At 64.5% G+C, this 20656-nt stretch carries 20 protein-coding genes; 14 read left to right on the top strand and 6 right to left on the bottom strand.

Annotated features, from left to right (window positions below):
* The first annotated feature begins 22 nt into the window (after window positions 1-22).
* The 5 genes from F7R19_RS11635 to F7R19_RS11620 all read left to right on the top strand — a co-directional run bounded on the left by F7R19_RS11635 (window position 23) and on the right by F7R19_RS11620 (window position 5731).
* Window positions 23-532: a (2Fe-2S)-binding protein gene (locus tag F7R19_RS11635; protein WP_061954082.1), complete on the top strand. Its 510-nt coding sequence runs from the start codon at window positions 23-25 to the stop codon at window positions 530-532.
* A complete protein-coding gene (locus F7R19_RS11630; RefSeq protein WP_150980715.1) occupies window positions 529-3411 on the top strand; it encodes a c-type cytochrome in 2883 nt (960 codons plus the stop codon). The genes F7R19_RS11635 and F7R19_RS11630 overlap by 4 nt, the downstream gene beginning before the upstream one ends.
* Window positions 3412-3721: 310 nt before the next feature.
* Window positions 3722-5017: an MFS transporter gene (locus F7R19_RS11625; protein ID WP_061954272.1), complete on the top strand. Its 1296-nt coding sequence runs from the start codon at window positions 3722-3724 to the stop codon at window positions 5015-5017.
* A gap of 241 nt (window positions 5018-5258) precedes the next feature.
* Window positions 5259-5393, top strand: coding sequence for a hypothetical protein (locus F7R19_RS30475; protein WP_263289883.1), 135 nt, complete (start codon window positions 5259-5261; stop codon window positions 5391-5393).
* Window positions 5394-5413: 20 nt separating this feature from the next.
* On the top strand, window positions 5414-5731 hold the full coding sequence (locus tag F7R19_RS11620; protein ID WP_150980708.1) for a hypothetical protein: 318 nt from the start codon (window positions 5414-5416) through the stop codon (window positions 5729-5731).
* A gap of 46 nt (window positions 5732-5777) precedes the next feature.
* Here F7R19_RS11620 and F7R19_RS11615 read toward each other — a convergent pair whose 3' ends face one another.
* Complete coding sequence (locus tag F7R19_RS11615; RefSeq protein ID WP_150980784.1) at window positions 5778-6638, bottom strand: transglutaminase-like domain-containing protein; 861 nt, start codon at window positions 6636-6638, stop codon at window positions 5778-5780.
* 456 nt (window positions 6639-7094) lie between these two features.
* Here F7R19_RS11615 and F7R19_RS11610 point away from each other — a divergent pair, with 456 nt between their 5' ends.
* Window positions 7095-7619, top strand: coding sequence for a hypothetical protein (locus F7R19_RS11610; protein WP_150980705.1), 525 nt, complete (start codon window positions 7095-7097; stop codon window positions 7617-7619).
* Between the two features lie 53 nt (window positions 7620-7672).
* Here the strand turns inward: F7R19_RS11610 and F7R19_RS11605 are convergent, their stop codons facing one another.
* A complete protein-coding gene (locus F7R19_RS11605; RefSeq protein ID WP_150980702.1) occupies window positions 7673-8179 on the bottom strand; it encodes a nucleoside deaminase in 507 nt (168 codons plus the stop codon).
* A gap of 148 nt (window positions 8180-8327) precedes the next feature.
* Here F7R19_RS11605 and F7R19_RS11600 point away from each other — a divergent pair, with 148 nt between their 5' ends.
* Together F7R19_RS11600 and F7R19_RS11595 are read left to right on the top strand one after the other, a co-directional pair.
* Entirely contained in the window at window positions 8328-9242 is a 915-nt protein-coding gene (locus F7R19_RS11600) for a LysR family transcriptional regulator (protein WP_150980700.1), read from the top strand.
* 78 nt (window positions 9243-9320) lie between these two features.
* On the top strand, window positions 9321-10097 hold the full coding sequence (locus tag F7R19_RS11595; RefSeq protein WP_061954070.1) for an enoyl-CoA hydratase: 777 nt from the start codon (window positions 9321-9323) through the stop codon (window positions 10095-10097).
* Between the two features lie 78 nt (window positions 10098-10175).
* On the opposite strand, the gene F7R19_RS11590 is transcribed toward F7R19_RS11595, so the two are convergent.
* From F7R19_RS11590 to F7R19_RS11580, 3 genes are all read right to left on the bottom strand, one after another.
* On the bottom strand, window positions 10176-10604 hold the full coding sequence (locus F7R19_RS11590; protein WP_150980698.1) for a MarR family winged helix-turn-helix transcriptional regulator: 429 nt from the start codon (window positions 10602-10604) through the stop codon (window positions 10176-10178).
* A gap of 93 nt (window positions 10605-10697) precedes the next feature.
* Window positions 10698-11357 (bottom strand): response regulator transcription factor, encoded by a 660-nt coding sequence (locus tag F7R19_RS11585; protein WP_150980695.1) that lies wholly within the window; start codon window positions 11355-11357, stop codon window positions 10698-10700.
* A 108-nt stretch (window positions 11358-11465) separates the two neighbouring features.
* A complete protein-coding gene (locus tag F7R19_RS11580) occupies window positions 11466-11852 on the bottom strand; it encodes a response regulator transcription factor (RefSeq protein ID WP_061954066.1) in 387 nt (128 codons plus the stop codon).
* 238 nt (window positions 11853-12090) lie between these two features.
* On the opposite strand from F7R19_RS11580, the gene F7R19_RS11575 reads away from it, so the two are divergent.
* The 3 genes from F7R19_RS11575 (at window position 12091) to F7R19_RS11565 (ending at window position 15294) form a co-directional block, all read left to right on the top strand.
* Window positions 12091-13092 (top strand): helix-turn-helix transcriptional regulator, encoded by a 1002-nt coding sequence (locus tag F7R19_RS11575; RefSeq protein ID WP_223506149.1) that lies wholly within the window; start codon window positions 12091-12093, stop codon window positions 13090-13092.
* A complete protein-coding gene (locus F7R19_RS11570; protein WP_150980692.1) occupies window positions 13085-13519 on the top strand; it encodes a DUF3331 domain-containing protein in 435 nt (144 codons plus the stop codon). The genes F7R19_RS11575 and F7R19_RS11570 overlap by 8 nt, the downstream gene beginning before the upstream one ends.
* Before the next feature lie 302 nt (window positions 13520-13821).
* Window positions 13822-15294: a sensor histidine kinase gene (locus F7R19_RS11565; RefSeq protein WP_150980689.1), complete on the top strand. Its 1473-nt coding sequence runs from the start codon at window positions 13822-13824 to the stop codon at window positions 15292-15294.
* A 228-nt stretch (window positions 15295-15522) separates the two neighbouring features.
* On the opposite strand, the gene F7R19_RS11560 is transcribed toward F7R19_RS11565, so the two are convergent.
* The gene (locus F7R19_RS11560) at window positions 15523-15786 is read right to left on the bottom strand and encodes a hypothetical protein (protein ID WP_061954058.1); all 264 of its coding nucleotides are present in this window, start codon (window positions 15784-15786) and stop codon (window positions 15523-15525) included.
* Window positions 15787-16206: 420 nt separating this feature from the next.
* On the opposite strand from F7R19_RS11560, the gene F7R19_RS11555 reads away from it, so the two are divergent.
* The 3 genes from F7R19_RS11555 (at window position 16207) to F7R19_RS11545 (ending at window position 20655) form a co-directional block, all read left to right on the top strand.
* Window positions 16207-17379, top strand: a complete 1173-nt coding sequence (locus F7R19_RS11555; RefSeq protein ID WP_150980686.1) for a GGDEF domain-containing protein — start codon at window positions 16207-16209, stop codon at window positions 17377-17379.
* A 214-nt stretch (window positions 17380-17593) separates the two neighbouring features.
* Window positions 17594-19099 carry a DUF1254 domain-containing protein gene (locus F7R19_RS11550; RefSeq protein ID WP_061954054.1) on the top strand — a complete coding sequence of 502 codons (1506 nt, stop codon included), beginning with the start codon at window positions 17594-17596 and terminating at the stop codon, window positions 19097-19099.
* Between the two features lie 176 nt (window positions 19100-19275).
* Window positions 19276-20655, top strand: coding sequence for a DUF1214 domain-containing protein (locus tag F7R19_RS11545; protein WP_084003843.1), 1380 nt, complete (start codon window positions 19276-19278; stop codon window positions 20653-20655).
* The last annotated feature ends 1 nt before the right edge of the window (window position 20656 follow it).

Here is a 20656-nt window from a genome sequence, read left to right as displayed (position 1 = left end):
ATCCAAACGCCCCCAACCACCGATGACCGCGCCCCGCCCCCTGAAGTTGCGCGTGAACCGGAACACACACGACGTATGTGTGGATCCGCAAACGCCGTTGCTCTACATCCTGCGCAATGACCTGGCCTGCAACGGCCCGAAATACGGGTGCGGACTGGGCCAGTGCGGGGCGTGCACGGTGCTGATCGATGGCGTGGCGGCACGCTCGTGCGTCGTGCCTACCGGCGCGGCGGTGGGGCGCGCCGTGACCACGCTGGAAGGACTGGGCACGCGCGAGGCGCCGGATCCGGTGCAGCGGGCGTTTATCGACGAGCAAGCCGCCCAGTGCGGGTATTGCCTGAACGGCATGATCATGAGCACCAAGGCGCTGCTCGCAGTGAATGACGACCCAAGCGACGACCAGATCCGCGAGGCGCTGCGCTTCAATCTGTGCCGCTGTGGCACGCACATGGAAATCCTGCGCGCCGTACGTCGAGCGGCTGTGCTGGTACGCGAGTCGAGCGCGGCGCGCGAGTTCGAGACGCTCCGATGAACGCCCGCACACGCGAATCGGTACCTCTCGCGCTACCGGCGGCAGCGCTGTCCGGATATGCCGTACGGCCCGCCGATGGGCCTGCCCGGCTGGAGCGCTTCGACGCCGCTGCCGCGCGCCGCTGCGCGGGCGTGGTCGATATCGTCGTGCGTGGCGACTTTCTTGGTGTGGTGGCTGCCACGCCGGAGCAGGCCCGGCATGCCGCGGCAGCGTTGCGGCCCGTCTGGCAATCGGCCACCACGTCGACGCTGCCAGCGGCCCCGCATGTCCAGCGCGTGGCTTCACACGGCGATGCCGCCAATGCGCTCGCGCGCAGCGCGCAGCAGGTGGAGGCCACCTATCGCTGGCCATTGATCAGTCCGCGCCCCGACGCATCGGGCGCCGCCACGGCCGACTGGCGCGATGGTGAACTTCACGTATGGCTTGCCTGCTCCCAACCTGGCGCGCTACGCATCCATTTAGCGGCATTGCTCGGCATCGCGGAATCCCGCGTGTCGATCGTCTGCGATGCGGACCCGCCGTCGCATCACGATGACTTCTGCGCACAGCAGGCCGCTGCCGACGCAGCGCTGATGGCGCACGCAGCAGGACGCGCGGTGCACGCCACGTTCCATGCCGCGGATGCCGGCATGCGCGGTCCGAAGCTGACACTCGACGTCGCCAGCGCGCTGGCCCCGGAGGCGGTGTACCGCGTTGTCGCGTCGGCAACGCACCAAGGCAGCGTTCCGCTCGCGCTCCAGCAGATCGGCGTCGTGCCGCCATTGGCGGACGCGGCGCAGATTGACCCAAGCCTGGTCCCGCCCTATGCCGTCCGGCACCTCGATGTCTCGGCGACATTTCCGCTCGATGTGCCCGTTGATATTGCTGCGCGCGGCCATGTCTTCGCTCATGAATCCCAGCTCGATGAACTGGCGACGCAGTCGCAGCTGGACCCCGTGGCACTACGGCTGCAATGGCTCGACGATGCCCAGGGCATCCAGTTGATCGAACGAGTGGCCGCGCAATCCGGCTGGCAAGGGCCGCTGCAAGGCCATACGCACCCGGACACCGGCATTCGCCGCGGACGTGGCTTTGCCTACGCCAGCGTGATCGATATCGAGAACGGCCGCCCAGCGCGCACGTGGTCGGCATGGGTGGCGGATGTGGAGGTCGACGGGCGAACCGGCGATATCAGCGTCACGCGCGTCACCGTCGGGCACGAGCGTGAGGCGCGCCAACCCGACGCACAGCCGCACCCTACCGCGCTGCGCGACGACGTGACCACCGCTACACGGCAACTGATGGCAGGCGGCCGCAGCTATGACGATTGGGGCGCGGGTGGCGCAGCCGAAGACACCGAAGACACCTTTGCGCTGGCCGCCCAGGAACCCGGCCACGCACTTGCCGCGCAACCGCGCGTCGAGATCGTTGGCGCGCTGGCGGGGGGCGCGGCGGCAACGCTGCCGGCCGCCGCGGCCGTGGCTAACGCGATTCACGATGCAACGGGCGTGCGCCTGCGCGAGCCCCCGTTTAGCGCTGGCCAGATCCGGCAAGCGCTGGCCGATCAATCCGCGGCACGTGGCCAGCCGCCCAAGCGGCGCTGGCTGCTGGCCACGCTGGCACCGTTGACCGCCTTGGCCGGCCTGTGCGCGACGGTCATGCCGTGGCGGGCGCCCATCGCGCCGGTGGCGCCGCCCGAAGCCGGTTTCTATTCCGCCGCCACGCTCGAACGCGGACGACTGGTGGCAGCCGCCGGCGATTGCGCGGTGTGCCACACGGCGCCCGGCGGGGTCCGCAACGCCGGCGGCCTGCCGCTTGAAACACCGTTCGGCACCGTCTACAGCACGAACATCACGCCCGACGTCGAGACCGGCATCGGCAACTGGTCGTTCGCGGCGTTCGAGCGCGCAATGCGCGAAGGCATTCATCGCGACGGCCGGCACCTGTATCCGGCTTTCCCGTACACCGCCTTTGCAAAAATCAGCGATGCCGACATGCAGGCGCTGTATGCCTATCTGATGGCGGCCGAACCGGTTGTGTCCCGGCCGCCCGAAACACGGCTCGATTTCCCGTTCAACCTGCGTCCCGCACTGGCCGGATGGAACGCGCTGTTCCATCGCAACGAGCCGTTCACGCCCGACGCGAACCGCGCGGCACTGTGGAACCGTGGCGCCTATCTTGCCGAAGGTCTGGGACATTGCAGCGCCTGCCACTCGCCGCGCAACGCACTGGGCGCCGAAAAAGGCGGCAAGGCCTATCTTACCGGGGGAGAGGCCGAGGGATGGGAAGCGCCGGCCTTGACGGCACTGTCCAAGTCGCCACTGCCGTGGACCGAGGAGGATCTGTTCCAGTACCTGCGCACGGGATATGCGGCGCGGCACGGTGCGGCCGCCGGCCCGATGGCACCGGTCGTCGAAAGCCTGCGTGAGCTTCCGGAAAGCGATGTGCGGGCGATCGCGCATTACGTGGCGTCGTTCGGCACGGCGTCCAGCCAATCCGCGGACGAGCCGGATACGACGCAGGTTGCTGAGGTGGAAGCGCGCAGCGATGCCGCAGCACTGCGGCTTTCAGGCGCCACCGATCGCCTCTATCAGAGCGCGTGCGCGGTATGTCATGAAGGCAATGCCGGCGTGCCGCAGTTCGGCGTCAAGCCGTCGCTGGCGCTGAACAGCAATCTGCACAGCACGCGGCCAGACAATGTGATTCAGGCGGTGCTGCACGGCGTATCGGCGCCGCCGCACGCGGGTATCGGCTATATGCCGGGCTTTGCCGACAGCCTCGACGACGCACAAGTCACGCAGCTCGTGCATTACCTGCGCGACCGCTTCGCGCCGGACCAGCCGCGCTGGCATGGCGTGGAGGAGACGGTCGCGAAGATTCGCAAGCAGTCCACGCATTGAGGACGCCGTGCGTTGCAATGATGCGCTGGCGCACCACAAAAACGCGGGCGCCAGCAGCAGACGTTTGGAAGTGAAGCAGTAGAGAGAATCGATGCCAAATCGATCGCATGACGGCTGGCGCGGACCTTGCGAGAACAGCGAGACCGCCCGGCACGGCCAGATCTCGGGTAGACAAACCACGGCGGACACGCCATAAGGAGCGACAATGCAATCCCCGTATCACGACCTCGCAGCTGCCCTGCCCCCTGCGGCGGCTGCGACCCCACGTTCCGAACGCGCGGCGCATGGCGCGTCGTCTGCGGCCGTGTCGCTGGAAAGCGGCATCCGCGCTGCGGGCGTCGGCAAGTTCCAGTACCGTCTGTTCGTGATCTTCGGCCTGGTGTGGTTGGCCGATGCAATGCAGGTGCTGTCTATCGGCTTCAGTGCGCCGTCGATTGCCAAGACGTTCGGCATCACGGTGCCGCAGGCGCTGCAGACCGGCACGTTCTTTTTCGTGGGTATGCTGATCGGTGCGTTCGTGTTCGGGCGCTTGGCAGACCGCATCGGCCGCCGGCCCGTGCTGATGATGGCTGTGGTCATCGACGCCGCGTGTGGCGTGGCGTCGGCCTTCGCGCCGGAAATGGCATGGCTGCTTGCACTGCGCTTTCTGACGGGCATCGGCGTGGGCGGCACGCTGCCGGTCGACTACACGATGATGGCCGAATTCCTGCCCAGCGACCGCCGCGGCCGCTGGCTGGTGCTGCTCGAATCGTTTTGGGCCATCGGCACGATCTGCCTGGCGCTGCTGGCGCTGGCTGCACTGTCCTACGGTGATCAGGCTTGGCGCGTGATCTTCCTGGTCACCGGCGTGCCGGCGCTAATTGGCGTGGTGCTGCGCTTCTACATTCCCGAATCGCCGATGTTCCTGAATCGAAACGGGAAGTCCGACCAGGCGCGCAAGGTGCTGGAGCGCGTGGCGAAGGTGAATGGCAACAACGTGGAGATCCCGCCGCTGCAATCGGAAGCCGCCGCGCCGAAATCGATCTTCGCGCTGTTCTCGGGAAGTTTCCGCCGACGCAGCATCGCGTTGCTGGTGGCATGGGCGCTGATCTCGATCGCCTACTACGGCGTATTCGTCTATCTGCCCATCAAGCTCAGCGCGGAAGGCTTCGGCTTCATGCGCGGGCAAGTGTTCCTCGTGGTGCTGGCCATCGTGCAACTGCCGGGCTTTGCATTGTCGGCCTATGGCGTGGAGCGCTGGGGACGCAAGCCGACGCTGATCGGATTCCTGCTGCTCAGCGCGGTCGGCTGCATGCTCTATAGCCTTGGCACGGCGCCGACAGTGGTGATCGGATCGACGCTGCTCATGAGCTTCTCGCTGCTTGGCACGTGGGGCGCGCTGTACGCCTTTACCCCCGAGGTCTATCCCACCGACCTTCGCGCCACGGGCATGGGCACGGCCGGCGCGGTCGCGCGTTTCGGCGGTCTGTTCGCCCCGGCGATCATCGCGCCGGTGATGGCCACGCACTTCACGCTGGCACTGGTAATGATTTCCACCATGCTGCTGATCGGCGCATTCGCGATTGGCGCGGTCAACGTCGAATCCAAGGATCGCGCGCTCGATTGAGCGACGGCGTCTGCCGGCTCGCCTCAGCGCGGGCTGGCGACGAAGCAAAACGATTGGCCTCGGACGGAGGCGCGGAACGTGTGTCATACAGCGCTTCCTCAACGGAATCGTCGTATCGCGCGTCGGTCGCCCCGCATGATTCGTCATCGGACGCAGGCGACCGCCAAAAAAGATATCCCGTTGCCGCTCGATTAAGAGCGTATGCTGGGCGCATCATCGAAGCGACATCAGGAGATGCACCATGGCAAAGAGTCAATTGCGCGGCAATCGCGAAGCCAAGAAGCCCAAACAGCCGAAGAAGCCCGTGCTACCCGCCAGTCCGTTTGGTGCGGTGCACTCGCGCGTCGGCAATGACGGCGTGGGCAAGAAGAAGTAATTTCAGCGGGGCGCAGCATCATGATCTATCGCCACACCGAACGAACGTTCCGCGGGCTGCCGCTTACGGCGGAACAGCAATCCGTCATCCGCCACTATCAGCACCAGCGGCAGCGACTCGGAAAGCCGTGGAACACGCCGGAACTGGACGAGATGATCGAGGATATGCTGCAGCCCCCTGGCGTCGACGACGACGGCGAATCCGATGTGATAGCCCAATCATCGGCCGTTGCCGAGCGGGCCGCCGGCTTTGTCGACCAGGATATGGAACCCGTTGAAGCCTTTGAAGAATGGCAAGCGGCGATGGAATCCGAAGCCATGAAAGGCGACAAGCGCTGATCCCGCATGGCGCACCGGCGCCGACCGACGCGGCCGCGTGGCACGGCTACCACGTGGAAATGGCTTTTGTCGTGAACACCGGTAATTCAATGCCCGCCGCCGCATCGGTCATCGGTTCGATGCTAACCAGCGGCGCTTTCGATTCCACTCTGCCAAAGATCGCCGCGAACGGCATATCGGCGGCATCGCGGCCGGTGCCGATGCGCAGCAGCCCCGTGGGGATCGACACACCAGATGGATCGAACAGATACCACTGGTGGGACAAATACACTTCCACGACCGCATGGAAATCGGGCGGCCCAGCACCGGGGTCCGCACCATAGTCGAGGCTGCTTGACATGCGTGCCGGGATACTCAGCGCCCGGCAGATCGCAATCATCAGATGCGCAAAATCCCGGCATACGCCCGTGCGCTCCACCACAGTATCGACTGCCGACGTGCGCTCGTTGGTGGACCGCGAAAGAAACCGTACATGATTGCGCACCCATTCCCGAATGGCATATACGCGCGCATAGCCGCGCGGCATCGCGCCGAACTCCCGCATCGCAAATTCCATCAGGCAATCGGACTGGCAATAGCGGCTCGGCGCCAGATACGGCCAGACATCGAACGGCAACTCTGCCACCGGCACTTCGGATAGCCGCTCGCTGTCGTCGAGGCGATGATCGATGTCGACAACCGCCTCGTACTGGATCGCGATCTCTCCCTTCGGCAACTGCATCCTGAGCATGCGGTTGCACAGTACAGGGTCCGTAAAACGGTCAACGCGCGCCGACGGCGGCAACACCAGTTTCTCGCCGACGACAAACTGCCGGGATGTTTTGGCGGCCTCGATGTTCAACAGGAAGTCCACCTGAGGATCGATGACTTCGTAGGCGAGGCTCACCGAGTAGCGCAGACGGATCATTGCGGCCCTTATGTTCACGGCGATCGGATGAAAGAGACGGATGCGGCTTGCCGCGAACGCCTGGGGTCCAGTGTAGTGCGAGGACGTTCTCCGCGCGCATCGCCGGCCGAATGAATAAGACTTATGGGCAGCTCGTTTGTAAGCCATCCGCCGCCTATACTGAAAACGCGTGGCGGGCGCGAATCCCGGTGGTTCGCGCCCCGCCCCCACTCGTTTCCGGGCATTCCCCCTCGACGACGTCTCGGACCCGTGACTCCATTTCCGTCACGCATGGGGACTTTCGGAAAACGACATGCCAGATGCCGCGCGGCGACCGATGCTCGCCCGCTTCCATATATTCCCCATCAACGCCTGCTTCGGGTTTTCAGCCACCCGGCCACTTGTCGCTTGCCCGCGCGGTCGACGCGCGATGCGCGCGATATCGCCGGGCGTCACCCGTCGAGCGGAGGTCACCCCATGAAAGCACTGCTGTATTTCCAACTCGACGATATCGCGACCGCCCGCACCCTCATCACGCGAATCGGCGAGCTGGACGAAACCTCCACGCATCACGCCGAACCGTGGTTTGTGAGCGCAGATGGGCAACCGGTAGACGGATTACCGCGCATCCATGCCACGCATACCACCTATAGCGATGAAATCGCGCTGGCCGCGGCGTGTGCCGGGGCCATCGTCAGCACGCTCGCGGTATTTCACTACGGGGTATTTCACGGCACGGGATCGATGCTCCTTGCCTACGCGGGAGGCCTGACGCTCGGCGCCATGCTTGGGTGGTGGATTGGCGCGCTGGCAGGCGCCAAGATCGAGCGCGCCGGGCTGCGGCGCCAACGGCGCCAGTTGATGCCGGGTCAGATGGCGATGGTTGTGCTGTGCGCCGCGGAATCGCGGGAGACCGTGCGCGCGCTGGTTTGCGAGCAAAGCGGCGTGGCCGAAACCGATGCCCCGATGCCGCACGCCAGATGGACCTTGTGGAGCGCGTGACTACGCATGGCCGACTCCATATCCGGATCGACGCGCCAGATCGCAACGCTTCTCTAGCGCCAGAATCCCGCGTGCGGCGCGGCCGCTTCCTCTTCCAACATCGGGCCCACCACGGCAATCTTGCGCTGGCCGCGCGCAAATACCTCCCGGCACGGCAGCGCAAACGTGGGGTTCTCGGCGTGGTCGCCGGTGAGATTCAGCAGCGCATGCTCCGACAGCGCATAGACCACGCGGCCGATTCCTGTCCAGTAAACCGCTCCCGCGCACATGCAGCACGGCTCCGCGCTGGTGTACAGCGTGCAGCGCGCAAGTTGCTCGGGTGTCAATGCACGCGAGGCGGCAGCCACGGCAACCAGTTCGGCATGCTGCGTGGGATCGCCTTCCGGCGGCATGGAATTGTTGCCCGCCGACGTGATGATTTTGCCCGCCTCGTCGGCCACCAGCGCGGCAAACGGATGCCGGCCGCGTTGCCGCGACTCATACGAGAGCGCGATCGCACGGCGCAGCAATTGAAGGTCGAGCGGCGAGACTGAATCGGCAAGGTCCGCGTGAGTCGTCATGCAAAGCTCCTGTCACTGAGGCGGGATAACGGCGGTCGGTCATCGACCGTCAACGATGTTGCGTCGGATCGCGACGATGCGGCATCATCCCCCCAAACTTATGGGTACGACAAATCAGGAGACATCGATTTTTTCGATGGAACGCGCAATGCCATTTTCCATGGACCAGCTTCAGGTATTTACCGTCGTGGTCGAGACCGGGTCTTTTTCCGCAGCCGCGCGACATCTGGGAAAGACGCAATCGACCATCAGCAGCGCCATCGCGAATCTCGAGATCGATCTCGGCGTGACGCTGTTCGATCGCACCAGCCGCAATCCCGCGCTTACCCAAGCCGGGCGCACCTTGCTGACGGAAGCCCACGCCGTGCTCGAGCGCTGCCTGTCGCTCGGAGCGCACGCCGCCAGCCTGGCTGACGCCAATCCCGCCGAACTGACGCTTGCGATCGAAATTCCCTACAACACGGTGATGCCGGTACTGGTCGACTTCGAGCGCGAGTTTCCATATGTCGACCTCACGATCCGCAACCCCACCTATGGCGATGTCAGCGATCTGGTGAAACGCGGCGAAGCCAACCTCGGGGTCGCCTTCGCGCAGCCCGGTTATCCGCCGGAACTCACTTTTGTCCAGCTCGGCAAGCTGATCATGGCGCATGTCACCCATCCCGCGCACCCGCTGGCCAGCCTCGATGCCGTGACCTTTGCGGACTTGCACGCCCATCGACGTCTTGCATTCAGCGCGCATGCCGACAAGCTGCCCACCACCGAATATCTGCGGGCCACCCGCACCTGGCAGGCCGAAAGCTATCTTGCATTGATGGAAATGGTCAGCAACGGTCTTGGCTGGGCAACGCTGCCACGCCAACTGATCCGCGAAGCGCTTGCCAAGGGCGAGCTTGTCGAACTCCAACTGGCTGCCTATCCGCACACCGACTGGCTAGTGGGCGTGGACCTGTTATGGCGCGCCACTGGCCAATGCAGCCGTGCAGAGCGCTGGCTGCGGCAGCGCTTCCAACAGCACATGATTTTCGAGGTCGGTGCGGGCGGACAAAAGACAGTCCGATGAGCAGCTCCAAAGTCCGGCGTTTACTTCGCATGCAAACCATATATACTTCGCATGCGAACTTAACATTGGAGAAATCGGATGGCTTCGGAGATTCAGATTGAACAGGCTGGCAGCGTACTGACCATTACGTTGAATCGTGCGGACAAGAAGAACGCGCTGACGAATGCAATGTACGGGGCGCTCGCTGATGCGATCGAACAGGCCGCGCACGACGACGCGGTGCGGGTGATGCTGCTGCAGGGGGAAGGCGACAGCTTCACGGCTGGCAATGACGTCGGAGAGTTTGCTGCGATTGCGTCGGGCATGCACAGTGGCGAGCGGCATGTGCATCGGTTCCTTCATGCGCTGGCGAAATCGGCCCTGCCGATCGTAGCCGCCGTGCATGGCAAGGCAGTCGGCATCGGCACCACCATGCTGCTGCACTGCGACTACGTCCTGCTGGCCGAGGATGCCGAACTGATCACGCCATTCGTCAATCTTGCGCTCGTACCGGAAGCGGCGTCGAGCTATTTGCTGCCGTTTCGCATCGGACACGCGCGTGCGTTCGAGATGTTCGCGCTCGGCGGCCCACTCGACGCACAGACGGCCGTGGCATGGGGGATCGCAAACAAGGTCTGCAGCAACCAGACGCTGCGCGCCGATGCACGGCGCGTGGCCGAACAACTGGCCGAGAAGCCCGCCGGATCGCTGCGCGCGATGAAGCGGCTGATGCGCGAGGCGGAAGCGTTGATTTCGCAGATGGATGCCGAGAGCGCCGTATTTCAGGAGCGCCTGGGCAGCGCGGAAGCGAAGGAAGCGTTCATGGCCTTTGCACAGAAGCGCAAGCCGGATTTTTCGAAGATCGCCCAGCGCTAGGCATTGAGGCAAGGCGCGTCAACCCGGCGTGAGCGAAGCGCGTTTGCGCCGGGCACGCGAAGAAAGGCACCACTGCCTTCAGCCCTCGTCAGCCACCGGGAACTTGGTCTGCAGGCTGGTCAGCCACCGCGCTACCACGTCGATCTCGGCCTCGGTGAAGCCGTCGGTCAGAATCTCGTTCAGATCCTTCATGCGGGATTTGGAGCGCTGGCGCGCGAGTCTGCCGGAATCGGTCAGCCACAGGCGCGAGACGCGGCGGTCGGCATCGTCCGCGCGGCGCTCGATCAGGCCGGCCTTCTCGGTACGGTCGGCCAGCCCGCTCATGCCGGGCGCTCCCAGGTCCAGCGCGGCCGCGGCCTCGCTCATCAACGCGCCGTCATGGGTGCCCAGGTAGAACAACAACCCCGCTTGCGCGGCCGTCACCCCGCCAGTGGCCGCGCGCGCTTGAGAAAAGCGTTGCAGGCGGCGCTGGCCGACATTCATCAGATAGACGAGCCGATGTTTCATATTTGCGCTGGACGAGGATGCCGGTGAATTGATTCGCATGCGAATCATATCATCGCCAGTGCGCCACGAGCTGTCTCTGTGTGGAAAGGTGGGTTATCGGACGGCGCTCTGGCCGCCGGCGTCAACGATGCCCAGCGCCTCGGCCTTGAGGACGAAATCGGCGAGCGAACGGGCGCCCATTTTTTTCATCGCCTGCGCGCGGTGGATCTTTACGGTGATCTCGCTGAGCTGCAATTCGGCGGCGATCTGCTTGTTCAGCAGGCCGCGCACCACGTAGGCCATGATTTCCTTCTCGCGCGGCGTGAGTTCGGCGTAGCGTATGCGCAGGTCCGCCTCGCTGCGATGCGCATGGCGACGCGCCACATCACGCGCCAGCGCGCTTTCCACGGCGTCCAGCATGTCCTGATCGCGAAACGGCTTGGCCAGGAAGTCGGTCGCGCCGGCCTTCATCGCCTTGACCGACATCGCGATGTCACCGTGGGCGGTCATGAAGATGATCGGGATCGGCATGTTGCTGGCGGCAAACTGCTCCTGCACGGCCAGACCGCTCTGCCCCTTGAGTCGCACATCGAGGATCAGGCAACTGGGCGCGTCCGCCAGCGGCGCGGCCATAAAATCGGCCGCGCTGGAGAAGGCCGCCACCTGATAGCCGACCGAGCGCAACAGCATCGACACCGCCGTGCGCATCGATTCGTCGTCGTCCACCACGTACACCATCGACGGATGGCTGCCGGAAAAAGCCGCAGTATTCATGGATTCACCTTCGTTCCGAAGCGGCAGCCCCATATGAAAGCTGGCGCCTGGCTGGCCCGGTTTTGTCGGGATGCCTCGCTTGCCCGGCGCGCCTGTCGCGGGGCGTTCTTATGGGCGGCGGGACAGCGACCCCGCCAGCACGCCTTCCAGGCAGTCCTGGATTTCCGCGCCGACGACGGGCTTGCACAGAAAAGCCACGGCGCCGGCGCGAAGCGCCTCACGCCGAATGGCATCGGTGCAAAACGCGGTGATGAATATTACCGGAACATCGCTGCCCCGCGTATTCAGAATCCGCAGCATCTCCAATCCACTCATCACCGGCATCTGGATATCCGAAATGATGCACGTGACCGGAGTGGCTTCATTGGCGTCCAGGAAATCCTGCGCGCACGCGAAGGTCTGCGCCTGCCAACCCAGTGAACGCACCAGTCGGGAAGTCGCAGCGCGTATGGAATCATCGTCGTCAACGATCGCGACGATCAGGTTCTTGGCCAAACCGGTACCTCACTACTGTCTTGTGCGGCCATGTTAACCACCTCGGCCCACGCCCAACACTATGCCTTGGTATAGGAGGCCGGCAAGGCCGCCGTCGATGGCCGTGCATGCACCCTGCGTTGGACCCCGGTCATACCTTGGTTTAATGCCGCACTACCCAGTCGGCAATTGTGTGCAACCCGCGCCGCTTCTACGATCTGGTTAATCGACACGTCAGTAGCCGCCAGGGGAGCTTGTAATGACACATGCATCGACCATAGAACCTGAACTGCCCGCGCCCCTCCAGCGCGGGATGCGCCGTTCGGGTGCAACGCCAGGCAGGGTCCCGGCGCCGGCACCAGGCTTTGTCCAGCGCGAACGGCAGTGGCGCCAGCCCCCGGGCGCAGCGTCGCGGCAGGACGCCATTGTGGTGTCGCGCTGGACCAGCGACGGCGACGCCCCGGTATCGGTGTCCCACCCCGGCGATCCCGAGCGCCATTGCATCACGCTGGTGCTGCGGTCCACGTCGATGCGGCTGGTATGCGGCGGCAAGCTGATCCTCGACGGACGCGTCAGCGCTGGCGCCATCCAGGTCACCGCCCCCGGCACGGCGGCCAGCGCCGTTTATGGCAGCGCCAGCGATGTCCTGCACCTGTTCGTCCCGCAAGCGGTGCTGGACGCGTGCTATCTGGACCAGTTTGGCGAAGAGCCCGACGATGCGGCGCGCATCGACGATCCGTCCCTTTACGCCGATCCCGCGCTGGAGCGGCTGGGCCAGGGCCTGGCCGTCGCGCACGCGCAGGACCCGGGGCTGGGCCGGATCTTCGCCGATAGCGTGGCCATGGCGATCGTTGCCCGCGTGGTGGCAAACCATTTCCAGCGCGCCGCATCGGCCGCGCGCGCGCGCATCGCGCTGCCCCAGTGGCGTCTGCGCCGTGCGATGGAATTCATCGATGCCAACCTGGCCGCACCGATCGGGCTTGCCGACATCGCACGCAGCACCGGCCTGACGCGCATGTACTTTGCCGCGCAGTTCCGGCTCAGCACCGGCATGCGGCCGCACGAGTACCTGGTGCGCCGGCGCATCGAACACGCGCAGGACCTGCTGCGCCATGGCCGCGGCAGCATGCTTGAAGTGGCAATGCATTGCGGGTTCCGATCCCAGGCGCACTTCACCACGGTGTTCAAACGGTTTGTCGGTCACACGCCCTACTCGTGGCGTGTCAAGGTCACCTCTCACGCGGAGCCCTCACATGGTTGATACCCTGACTGCGCGGCCCAGCCGCCGCGAACATGCCGAAACCCACGACGCCGCATGCCATGCGTGGCTCCATACGATCGCCCTGCTGCATCCGCAGAGCGCGTTGCGCGCGTCGTGCACCGGGGACGGCGCCCACGCGGCGCGCGCCCACGCGCCCATCGTCACCGTCATCGAACGACCCAGCGCAACCACGGCGGTAGTGAGCTGGCGCGATGCGACGCACTGCCGCTACGGCGCACAGGTCTGGACGCTTGGCCTGGCGCGCGCGGCCGGCGTATGCGCGCTGACCGGCCAGCCGATCGCAAAGGCCGACACCGTGTACCGGCCGCAACGCACCCGCACGCCCGCGCTCAATGCCGACGCCATGATCCGGGCTCAAGCCATGCACGAGGCCTGCCTCGTTATCGCCGCGCCTACGGCGCGCTGACGCACCATCTTTACCCTGCCACGCGCCGCCGGACCCAGAACGGCGGCCGCCAGGCCCGCCATGCCATCCACGGCGCGGCCGCCGAACCATCCAGCATCCCGACCGATGCGATATGGCCCATCATGGCGCATCATCGACGGCCGGGATTTTGCCGCACGACGATACTTTCAAAAATGCCCAGACATCACTCATACTTTCATATGATTTATCGAGCAGTCATTCAGGGCTAGTATTGGCTGCGGAACATGCCCCGGTACCGGGTGCGTGACTGCAAAAACAAGCAAGAGGTGAACGGCAGGGGCATGTACAACGCAACCACCAATCGGCTGCTTTTCGCTGCATCTGGCGCGCTGAGCGTCTGTGTGTTCGTCATCGACGCATTCACGCCTCTGGATTTCGCCGTCGCGGTGGTCTACGTGCTGGTGATACTGTTGACGGCGCTGACCGGATCGATCCGTGCCACGCGGATCGCCGCGGGCGCGGCGTTGGTGCTGACCGTGATCGCGTATGCGTGCTCGCCAAATCCCGACACCGATCATGGCCAATTGGCCCGCTTCCTGTTTGCCCTGCTGGCAATCGGCACCACCACGCTGCTGGCTCTGCGCAACCTGGCCGACATGGAGCGCCGCCGGCGCACCGAGGCGGCGCTGGCACGCAGCGAAGCGTTTCTGGCCGAAGCGCAGCGCCTGAGCCATACCGGCAGTATCGCCATCCGCGTGCCGGCGAATTCGATGGCATGGTCCGACGAGACCTATCGCATCTTCGACTACCCGCGCGGCGAGAAGCCGCATTTCAGCATGGTGCTGGCGCGTGTACATCCCGACGACCTGGCCGAAGTGCAGCGGGTCCACGGCGCCATGCTGGGCGGCACGCCTTCCGTGGACCTGCAGCATCGCCTGCTGATGCCCGATGGCGCCACGCGATATGTGCACCTGGTGGCGCGCCGGACCGGCCCGATGGGAGACCAGCACGACTACGTAGGCGCGCTGATGGATATCACCAACGCCTTCCACACCCAGCAGGCCCTGCATCGCACCATGACCGAACTGGCGCATGTATCGCGCGTGACGACGCTGGGCCAGCTTGCCGCATCGATCGCCCATGAAGTCACGCAACCGATGGCGGCCATCGTCACCTGCGGCGGGTCTGCGCTGCGCTGGCTGCAGCGTGCGCAGCCGGAGATTGCCGAGGCGACCGAATCGATCGAACAGGTGATACGCGACGCCACGCGCGCCAGCGACATCATTCGCCAGATCCGCGCCTTGGCGCAGAAATCGGAACCGAAGTACGTCGACATCGCGGTCGACAGGCTGATCGCCGATTCGCTCGAGCTGGTGCGCCGCGAACTGCAGGACCACCAGGTAGCGGCGATCGTCGATCTCGATGCCGACGACGCGCGCATCTACGGCGACCGCACGCAACTGCAGCAGGTGCTGGTCAATCTGATGGTGAATGCCGCTCAGGCGATGTCGAGCGTGGCGGGCCGTCGCCGTTTGACGCTGACCAGCCGGGTGCTGCCCGGCGACACCGTGCTGGTGGTGGTCAGCGATACCGGTCCTGGCATTCCGGCGCAGGCGATGGAACGGCTCTTCAATGCGTTTTTCACCACCAAGGCTGACGGCATGGGCATGGGGCTGTCGATCTGCCGAAACATCGTGGTCTCGCACGGCGGCAGCATCGAGGCCGAATCGCCGCCGGAAGGCGGAGCAAGGATCATCGTGCGCCTGCCGCTGCGTACCGCGGACGACGAGCGCGCGGAACAGGCGGCAGCCTGACTGCCGGTCCGATCGCGCCATCCCGATACCGGAACTGACTGCACGGTCCGACTGCGCAATTTCACGTCACCGACCATATCGCCGTGACATAGGCCATCGCGCAGCTTGCCGCGCACAGGCCACACCACGCGGCCCCCAGTACGAACTGCGACGCGAGCCGGCGGCCTGTCGGCCGCGCTGGCCCCTCTGCGCCTGCGGCGAGAGGGGCGCCGAACTCCAGCTCCTCTATCATGCCGGCGCGTTGCCCGGAGGCGCAGAGACACCGCTCAGATCCTGCCCGGTGCGAATGAAGCGCCCTTGATCGGCAGGCGACACGTTATAGCGCGCGCCTTCGGTGTACACATCGCGTGCACGGTCGATGTTGTACGTCTGGTGAGCTTGCGAGGCCTGATGCTTGGCTGGCTCGGCAGCGTTTGCCATGCCCGAGGCAATCGCACTGACGGCGGCAATGCCGCATGCCACGACGACTGGCAGAATGTGTTTTGCAATCATGGTGAACTCCTGAATGCCATCTCATCTGTGAAAGGCGGGCTCCATGCCGGAGCCTCCGCCGGGGCCTGCGGCGCAAGCCCGTGAACACATGGTATGCAGGGCCGTCACGCAGCGCATTCGTACCTCGGTTGTTCCCCAATAGTCGATTTGTTGGGACAAATCATGCTTTGGTTTGATGCGCCGGCTCGACGAATGACCGGGCTTCCGCAAAACCCACCGTCGCCGCTTTTGCCGCACCCGTTGCAGTCCCACGGCAACCATTGGTGCGATCGCAGCGGCGGCGGCATCCTCGCCGTTCTCCAGCGCTCGCCTGTCAGGCCCCCAGTGCTCGCTTTCCGCCTGCGGCAGGCTTGACCGATTTCCCACGTAAAATCCGGCGGCGGCCGCGATCCAACTCGGCGCAATGTCTTTACATTTCCGATGTACGTCGACCTCCTCACCCTTTATCTGCTTGCCACCGGCACACTGCTCGCCAGCGCCGCGATGATGTTCTGGGAGCAACGGTCCAATCCGACGCGTGGCAGGTCGCTGCGGATTCTGGCCGCGGGGTTCGCTACGCTGGCCCTGGGCTGCGCCGCCGCGCTGATGCGCCGCAGCCTGCCCGGCGTGCTCGGATCGGCCCTCTGCAACCTGATCATGCTCAGCGGCTATCTGCTGGTGCTGGGAGGCGTGGCATCGCTGCGTGGCCGGCAGTACCGCACCGCGTCGCTCGCCGTGCTGGTGGTCATGGCGTTGGTCTGGGCCGTTTCCGGCACACGCTGGCAGGACCTTGTCTGGTTCCATGTCAGCGCGCTGCCGATCGGGCTGATCAGCGCGATGACCGCGTGGGAAATGTACAAGTGCGATGCGATGAAGCCGCTGCATGCGCGCCACATCATCGTGGCGGTTACCAGCGTGCACGCATCGTTCTATGTCGCCCGGACATTCGTGCTGCCGTGGCTGGTGGCGCAATACGGTCCGGCGCTGCAATCGATGGCCAGTAAGATCACGGTGTATGAAGGGGTTCTCTATTCCGTTGTCCTGCCGATGGCGCTGCTCAAGCTGATCCGCGAGGAAACGCATCGACAGCTACTGTTGGAAGCGCAAACCGACTATCTGACACGGCTTGGCAATCGCCGCTGGTTCTTCGAACACGGTGCGCGCCTGGTTGACAGTCGCGGCGGCCGGGGTCCGCTTGCGGTGCTGGCGTTCGACCTCGACCACTTCAAGGCGATCAACGACGTATACGGCCACGCAATCGGCGACCGCGTATTGAAGGCGTTTGCAGATATTGCACGGGGCGTGATGGGCGAAGATGCGGTTTTCGCACGGATCGGCGGAGAAGAATTTGCCGCCCTGCTGCATGCGGACAAGGCGCGCAATGCAAAGGACGTCGGCGAAGCCGTGGCGCGTCGTTTCGCCGAGGCCATTGCGCAGCACGTCGACGGCATGGACGTCCCCGCCACCGTCAGCATTGGCATGGCGCTTTACCAGGACGGCGTGCCGATGCTTGCCGATGGACTTGCCGCCGCCGACCGGGCGCTTTATCGCGCCAAGGCGCTGGGCGGAAATCGTCTCGAATTTGCAGAAGAATCAGAATCGATAACCGCATAGCGACCGATTTGCGAAGCGGAAATGGTGGCATGCCGGCGGCGAATTCACGATTATTCGCAGGCATTTTCACCGCATGCGTCAAGTAAAATCCGCAAAAGCGTTGCAGCCACCCACCACAACGAATTTTCTAATATCGCGGCGAAGTTATTCTAAATTCTCATCGGTACGGCGTTGGGAGAACATAGCGCATCTCATAGAATGGGTGCCGTTCGCCATGCTCCGTTTCCGTTCCGATCGCTTCGACCTCGTTGTGCATAGCACGCTTATCGCCGCCGCATCGCTGTTGCTCGCGGCCCCGCCGATGGCCCTGGCGCAAACCGCCAAGCCCCCCGCCGCCGTCAGCAAGACCGTGCCGCCCGGCCCCGTCGCGGGCACCAGCATGCCCGACTCGTACATTCGCAACCTCGCGAAGATGGCTTACGTATGGGGCTGGCCGCTGGTCAATCTGCACAACCGCCATCTGGTTTTCTCCAAGGTTCCGGAAAACGGTCTCGGCGATGGCGTGCTGCCGGTGGCGCCGCTGAATTCGCTGACCATGCTGACCGATTACATCAAGCCTGAAGAACGCGCGGTGGCCACGCCGAATCAGGATGTTGTCTATGGCTTCGGCATTTTCTCGCTCGATAAGGGACCGGCCGTATTCCAGGTGCCCGATTTCGGCAACCGATTCTGGGTATATCAGCTCGGCAATCAGCGCACCGACACGCTGGGCGGCGTGGGCAAGATGTATGGCTCGAAGCCCGGCTTCTACATGGTAGTGGGCCCGGACTGGAAAGGCACCGTGCCCAAGGGCATCAAGGCAGTGTTCCGCTCGCCGACCAATATCGCCTACATCATTCCGCGCGCATTCCTGGACGACACCGCCGAGGACCGCAAGGCCGTGCAGCCGCTGGTCAGCCAGATCATGGCGTATCCGCTGAGCGAATATGACGGCAAGATGAAGAGCAAGGACTGGTCGAAGATGCCGACGCTGGCAGACCCGGCCGGCGGCAAGCAAGGTAGCGGCGCCGAGACCCAGTGGGTCAAGCCGGAAGCATTCTTTGCCGAGCTGCCCGCCGTGATGAAGGAAGTGCCACCGCAGCCGGGCGAAGAAGCGCTGTACGGCTGGTTCCGCTCGCTGCTGGACGCCGCCGCAAAAGATCCCCGCATCGCCGAAACGCTGAAGCAGGCCGCCATCGACGCCGACAAGGAAATGATGACGGAGATGCACCAGTACTCGCGCGCCGGCGTGCCGGTGGGTAACGGTTGGGTGGCACCGATGAACGGCGCGGAATTCGGCACCGACTACTACAGCCGCGCCGCCGCCGCGAAGGCCAACATCTTCGTCAATCCGCGGCGCGAATCGGCCTACTACGGCGCCGAATACGACGGCGACCAGAAACGTCTGAACGGCGCTTCGTCGTACCAAATCACCTTCGCCAAGGGCAACCTGCCGCCGGTCAATGGCTTCTGGTCGATGACGCTCTACGACAAAGCGCACTTCTTCGCGCCCAACGCGCTCAATCGATTCTCGCTCGGCACCAAGAACAAGGATCTGGTGTACGGCGCAGACGGATCGCTGACGCTCTACGTCCAGCACGAGCGCCCCGCCGCGGACAAGGTAGCCAACTGGCTGCCGGCTCCTGCCGACGAATTCGAGCTGTTTTTGCGCGCCTATTGGCCCAAGGAGGACATCCTGAAAAACAAGTGGGTGCCGCCGGTCGTCACCAAGGTGCAATAGGTGTAATAGGCCCGATAGGCGTTGTTGGCGTAATGGACCGACGCGGGCTGGCGCCAAAGGCGCGGGCCCGCAGCATTCCGCGCCGATATGCCTGGAGCTTTGCGTCGCACCGTCCGCCCATTCACGATTCGCGCTTCATGCGCATTTCGTCTTTCATTCAACGGAACCCAAGAATCATGCGTACACCCACGCCGTTTTCCATCTCGCTTGCCGCCGGTCTGCTCGTCCTGGGCCTGAGCGCCTGCAGTGCCCCGACCCAGAATGCCACGCCGTCGCCAGCGACGTCGGCGGCCACCAAGGCGCCCGCCACGGCAGCCGTCACCGACGAACAGATCGTCGGCGCATGGAGCTACCTGTACGGCCGTTATCTGGTGCTGCAGCAGGAAAACTACGATATCAACGTCGAAAAAGTGGGCTACAACAAGATCAAGTACAACCCGCTGGGCTCTGCAGAATTCGTCAATCCGAATCTGGACGTGGCCTATCTGGAAGCGTGGATTGCGGCCGATAAGGATCACGCCGTGATCCTCAACGTACCGCACGTGAAAGGCCGCTACTACACCGCGCAGCTGCTGGACGGTTGGGGCGAGGTCATCACCAACATCAATGAACGCACCTTTCCCAATCATCCGTCCGGCAAGTTCGCACTGGTGATCAAGGGCACCAATCCGCCGATCCCGGCTGGCGCGCAGAAGATCGAACTGCCGTCGGCCAAGACCAAGATGCTGGCGCGCGTGGAGCTTCAGCGCAGCCCCGCCGTCGCGCAGAAGCTGCAGCGCGAGTTCACGCTCGACGTGCCTGCCGGCATCCAGATCGAGCCGCCGCTGCCGGTGCCGAAGTTCACGGCGCACGCACCAATCGGCGGCGCGATTTTCGATAACCTCGACGCGGTGCTGGCTTCGTACCCTGATGCCATGCCGAAGGCGCCCGCCATGCAGGCCGCCGCACGTCAGGTGGCGGCCTACCGCAACAGCAGCGACGCCGCACGCGCCCGCGTCGACGAAGTAATCAAGTCCAAAGCCGTGCCGGAATTCCTGTCCTACGCCAAGGGCTTTGGCACGCAGAAGGACGGCTGGTCGGTGAGCTACGTCGCCGGCAAGTTCGGCGACGACGTGCTGGCGCGCGACATCGTCAACTACGGCGGGCTGTGGGCCAACACGATCAGCGAAGCGATCTATTTCATCGGCCTGGCCGACAGCGACAAGCAGCCGCTGAACGGCAGCAACACGTACGAAATCCGCTTTCCCAAGGGCGGCATGCCTGACAAGCACGTCAATGCCTTCTGGTCCGTCACGCTGTACAGCGTGCCCGACTATCGCGTCGTGCCCAATCCCGCAAAGCGCTACAACCTCAACAACCATTCCGGGCTGAAGGCCAATGCAGACGGCAGCACCAGCATCTGGCTGGCGCCGACGCGACCCGCCAATGCGGCCGAAAGCAACTGGCTGCCGACGCCCCCGGGCAAGGGCTTCTCGCTGAACTTCCGCACTTACGTGCCGAAGGCGGAAGTGCAGAAGGGCGAGTGGTTCCCTGCGCCGATCCGGCGCGTGAACTAAC

This window comes from Cupriavidus pauculus, from assembly GCF_008801835.1.
GTDB lineage: Bacteria > Pseudomonadota > Gammaproteobacteria > Burkholderiales > Burkholderiaceae > Cupriavidus > Cupriavidus pauculus.
Note: the sequence above shows the minus strand (reverse complement) of the source record. Positions and strands in the feature narration are given on the sequence as shown.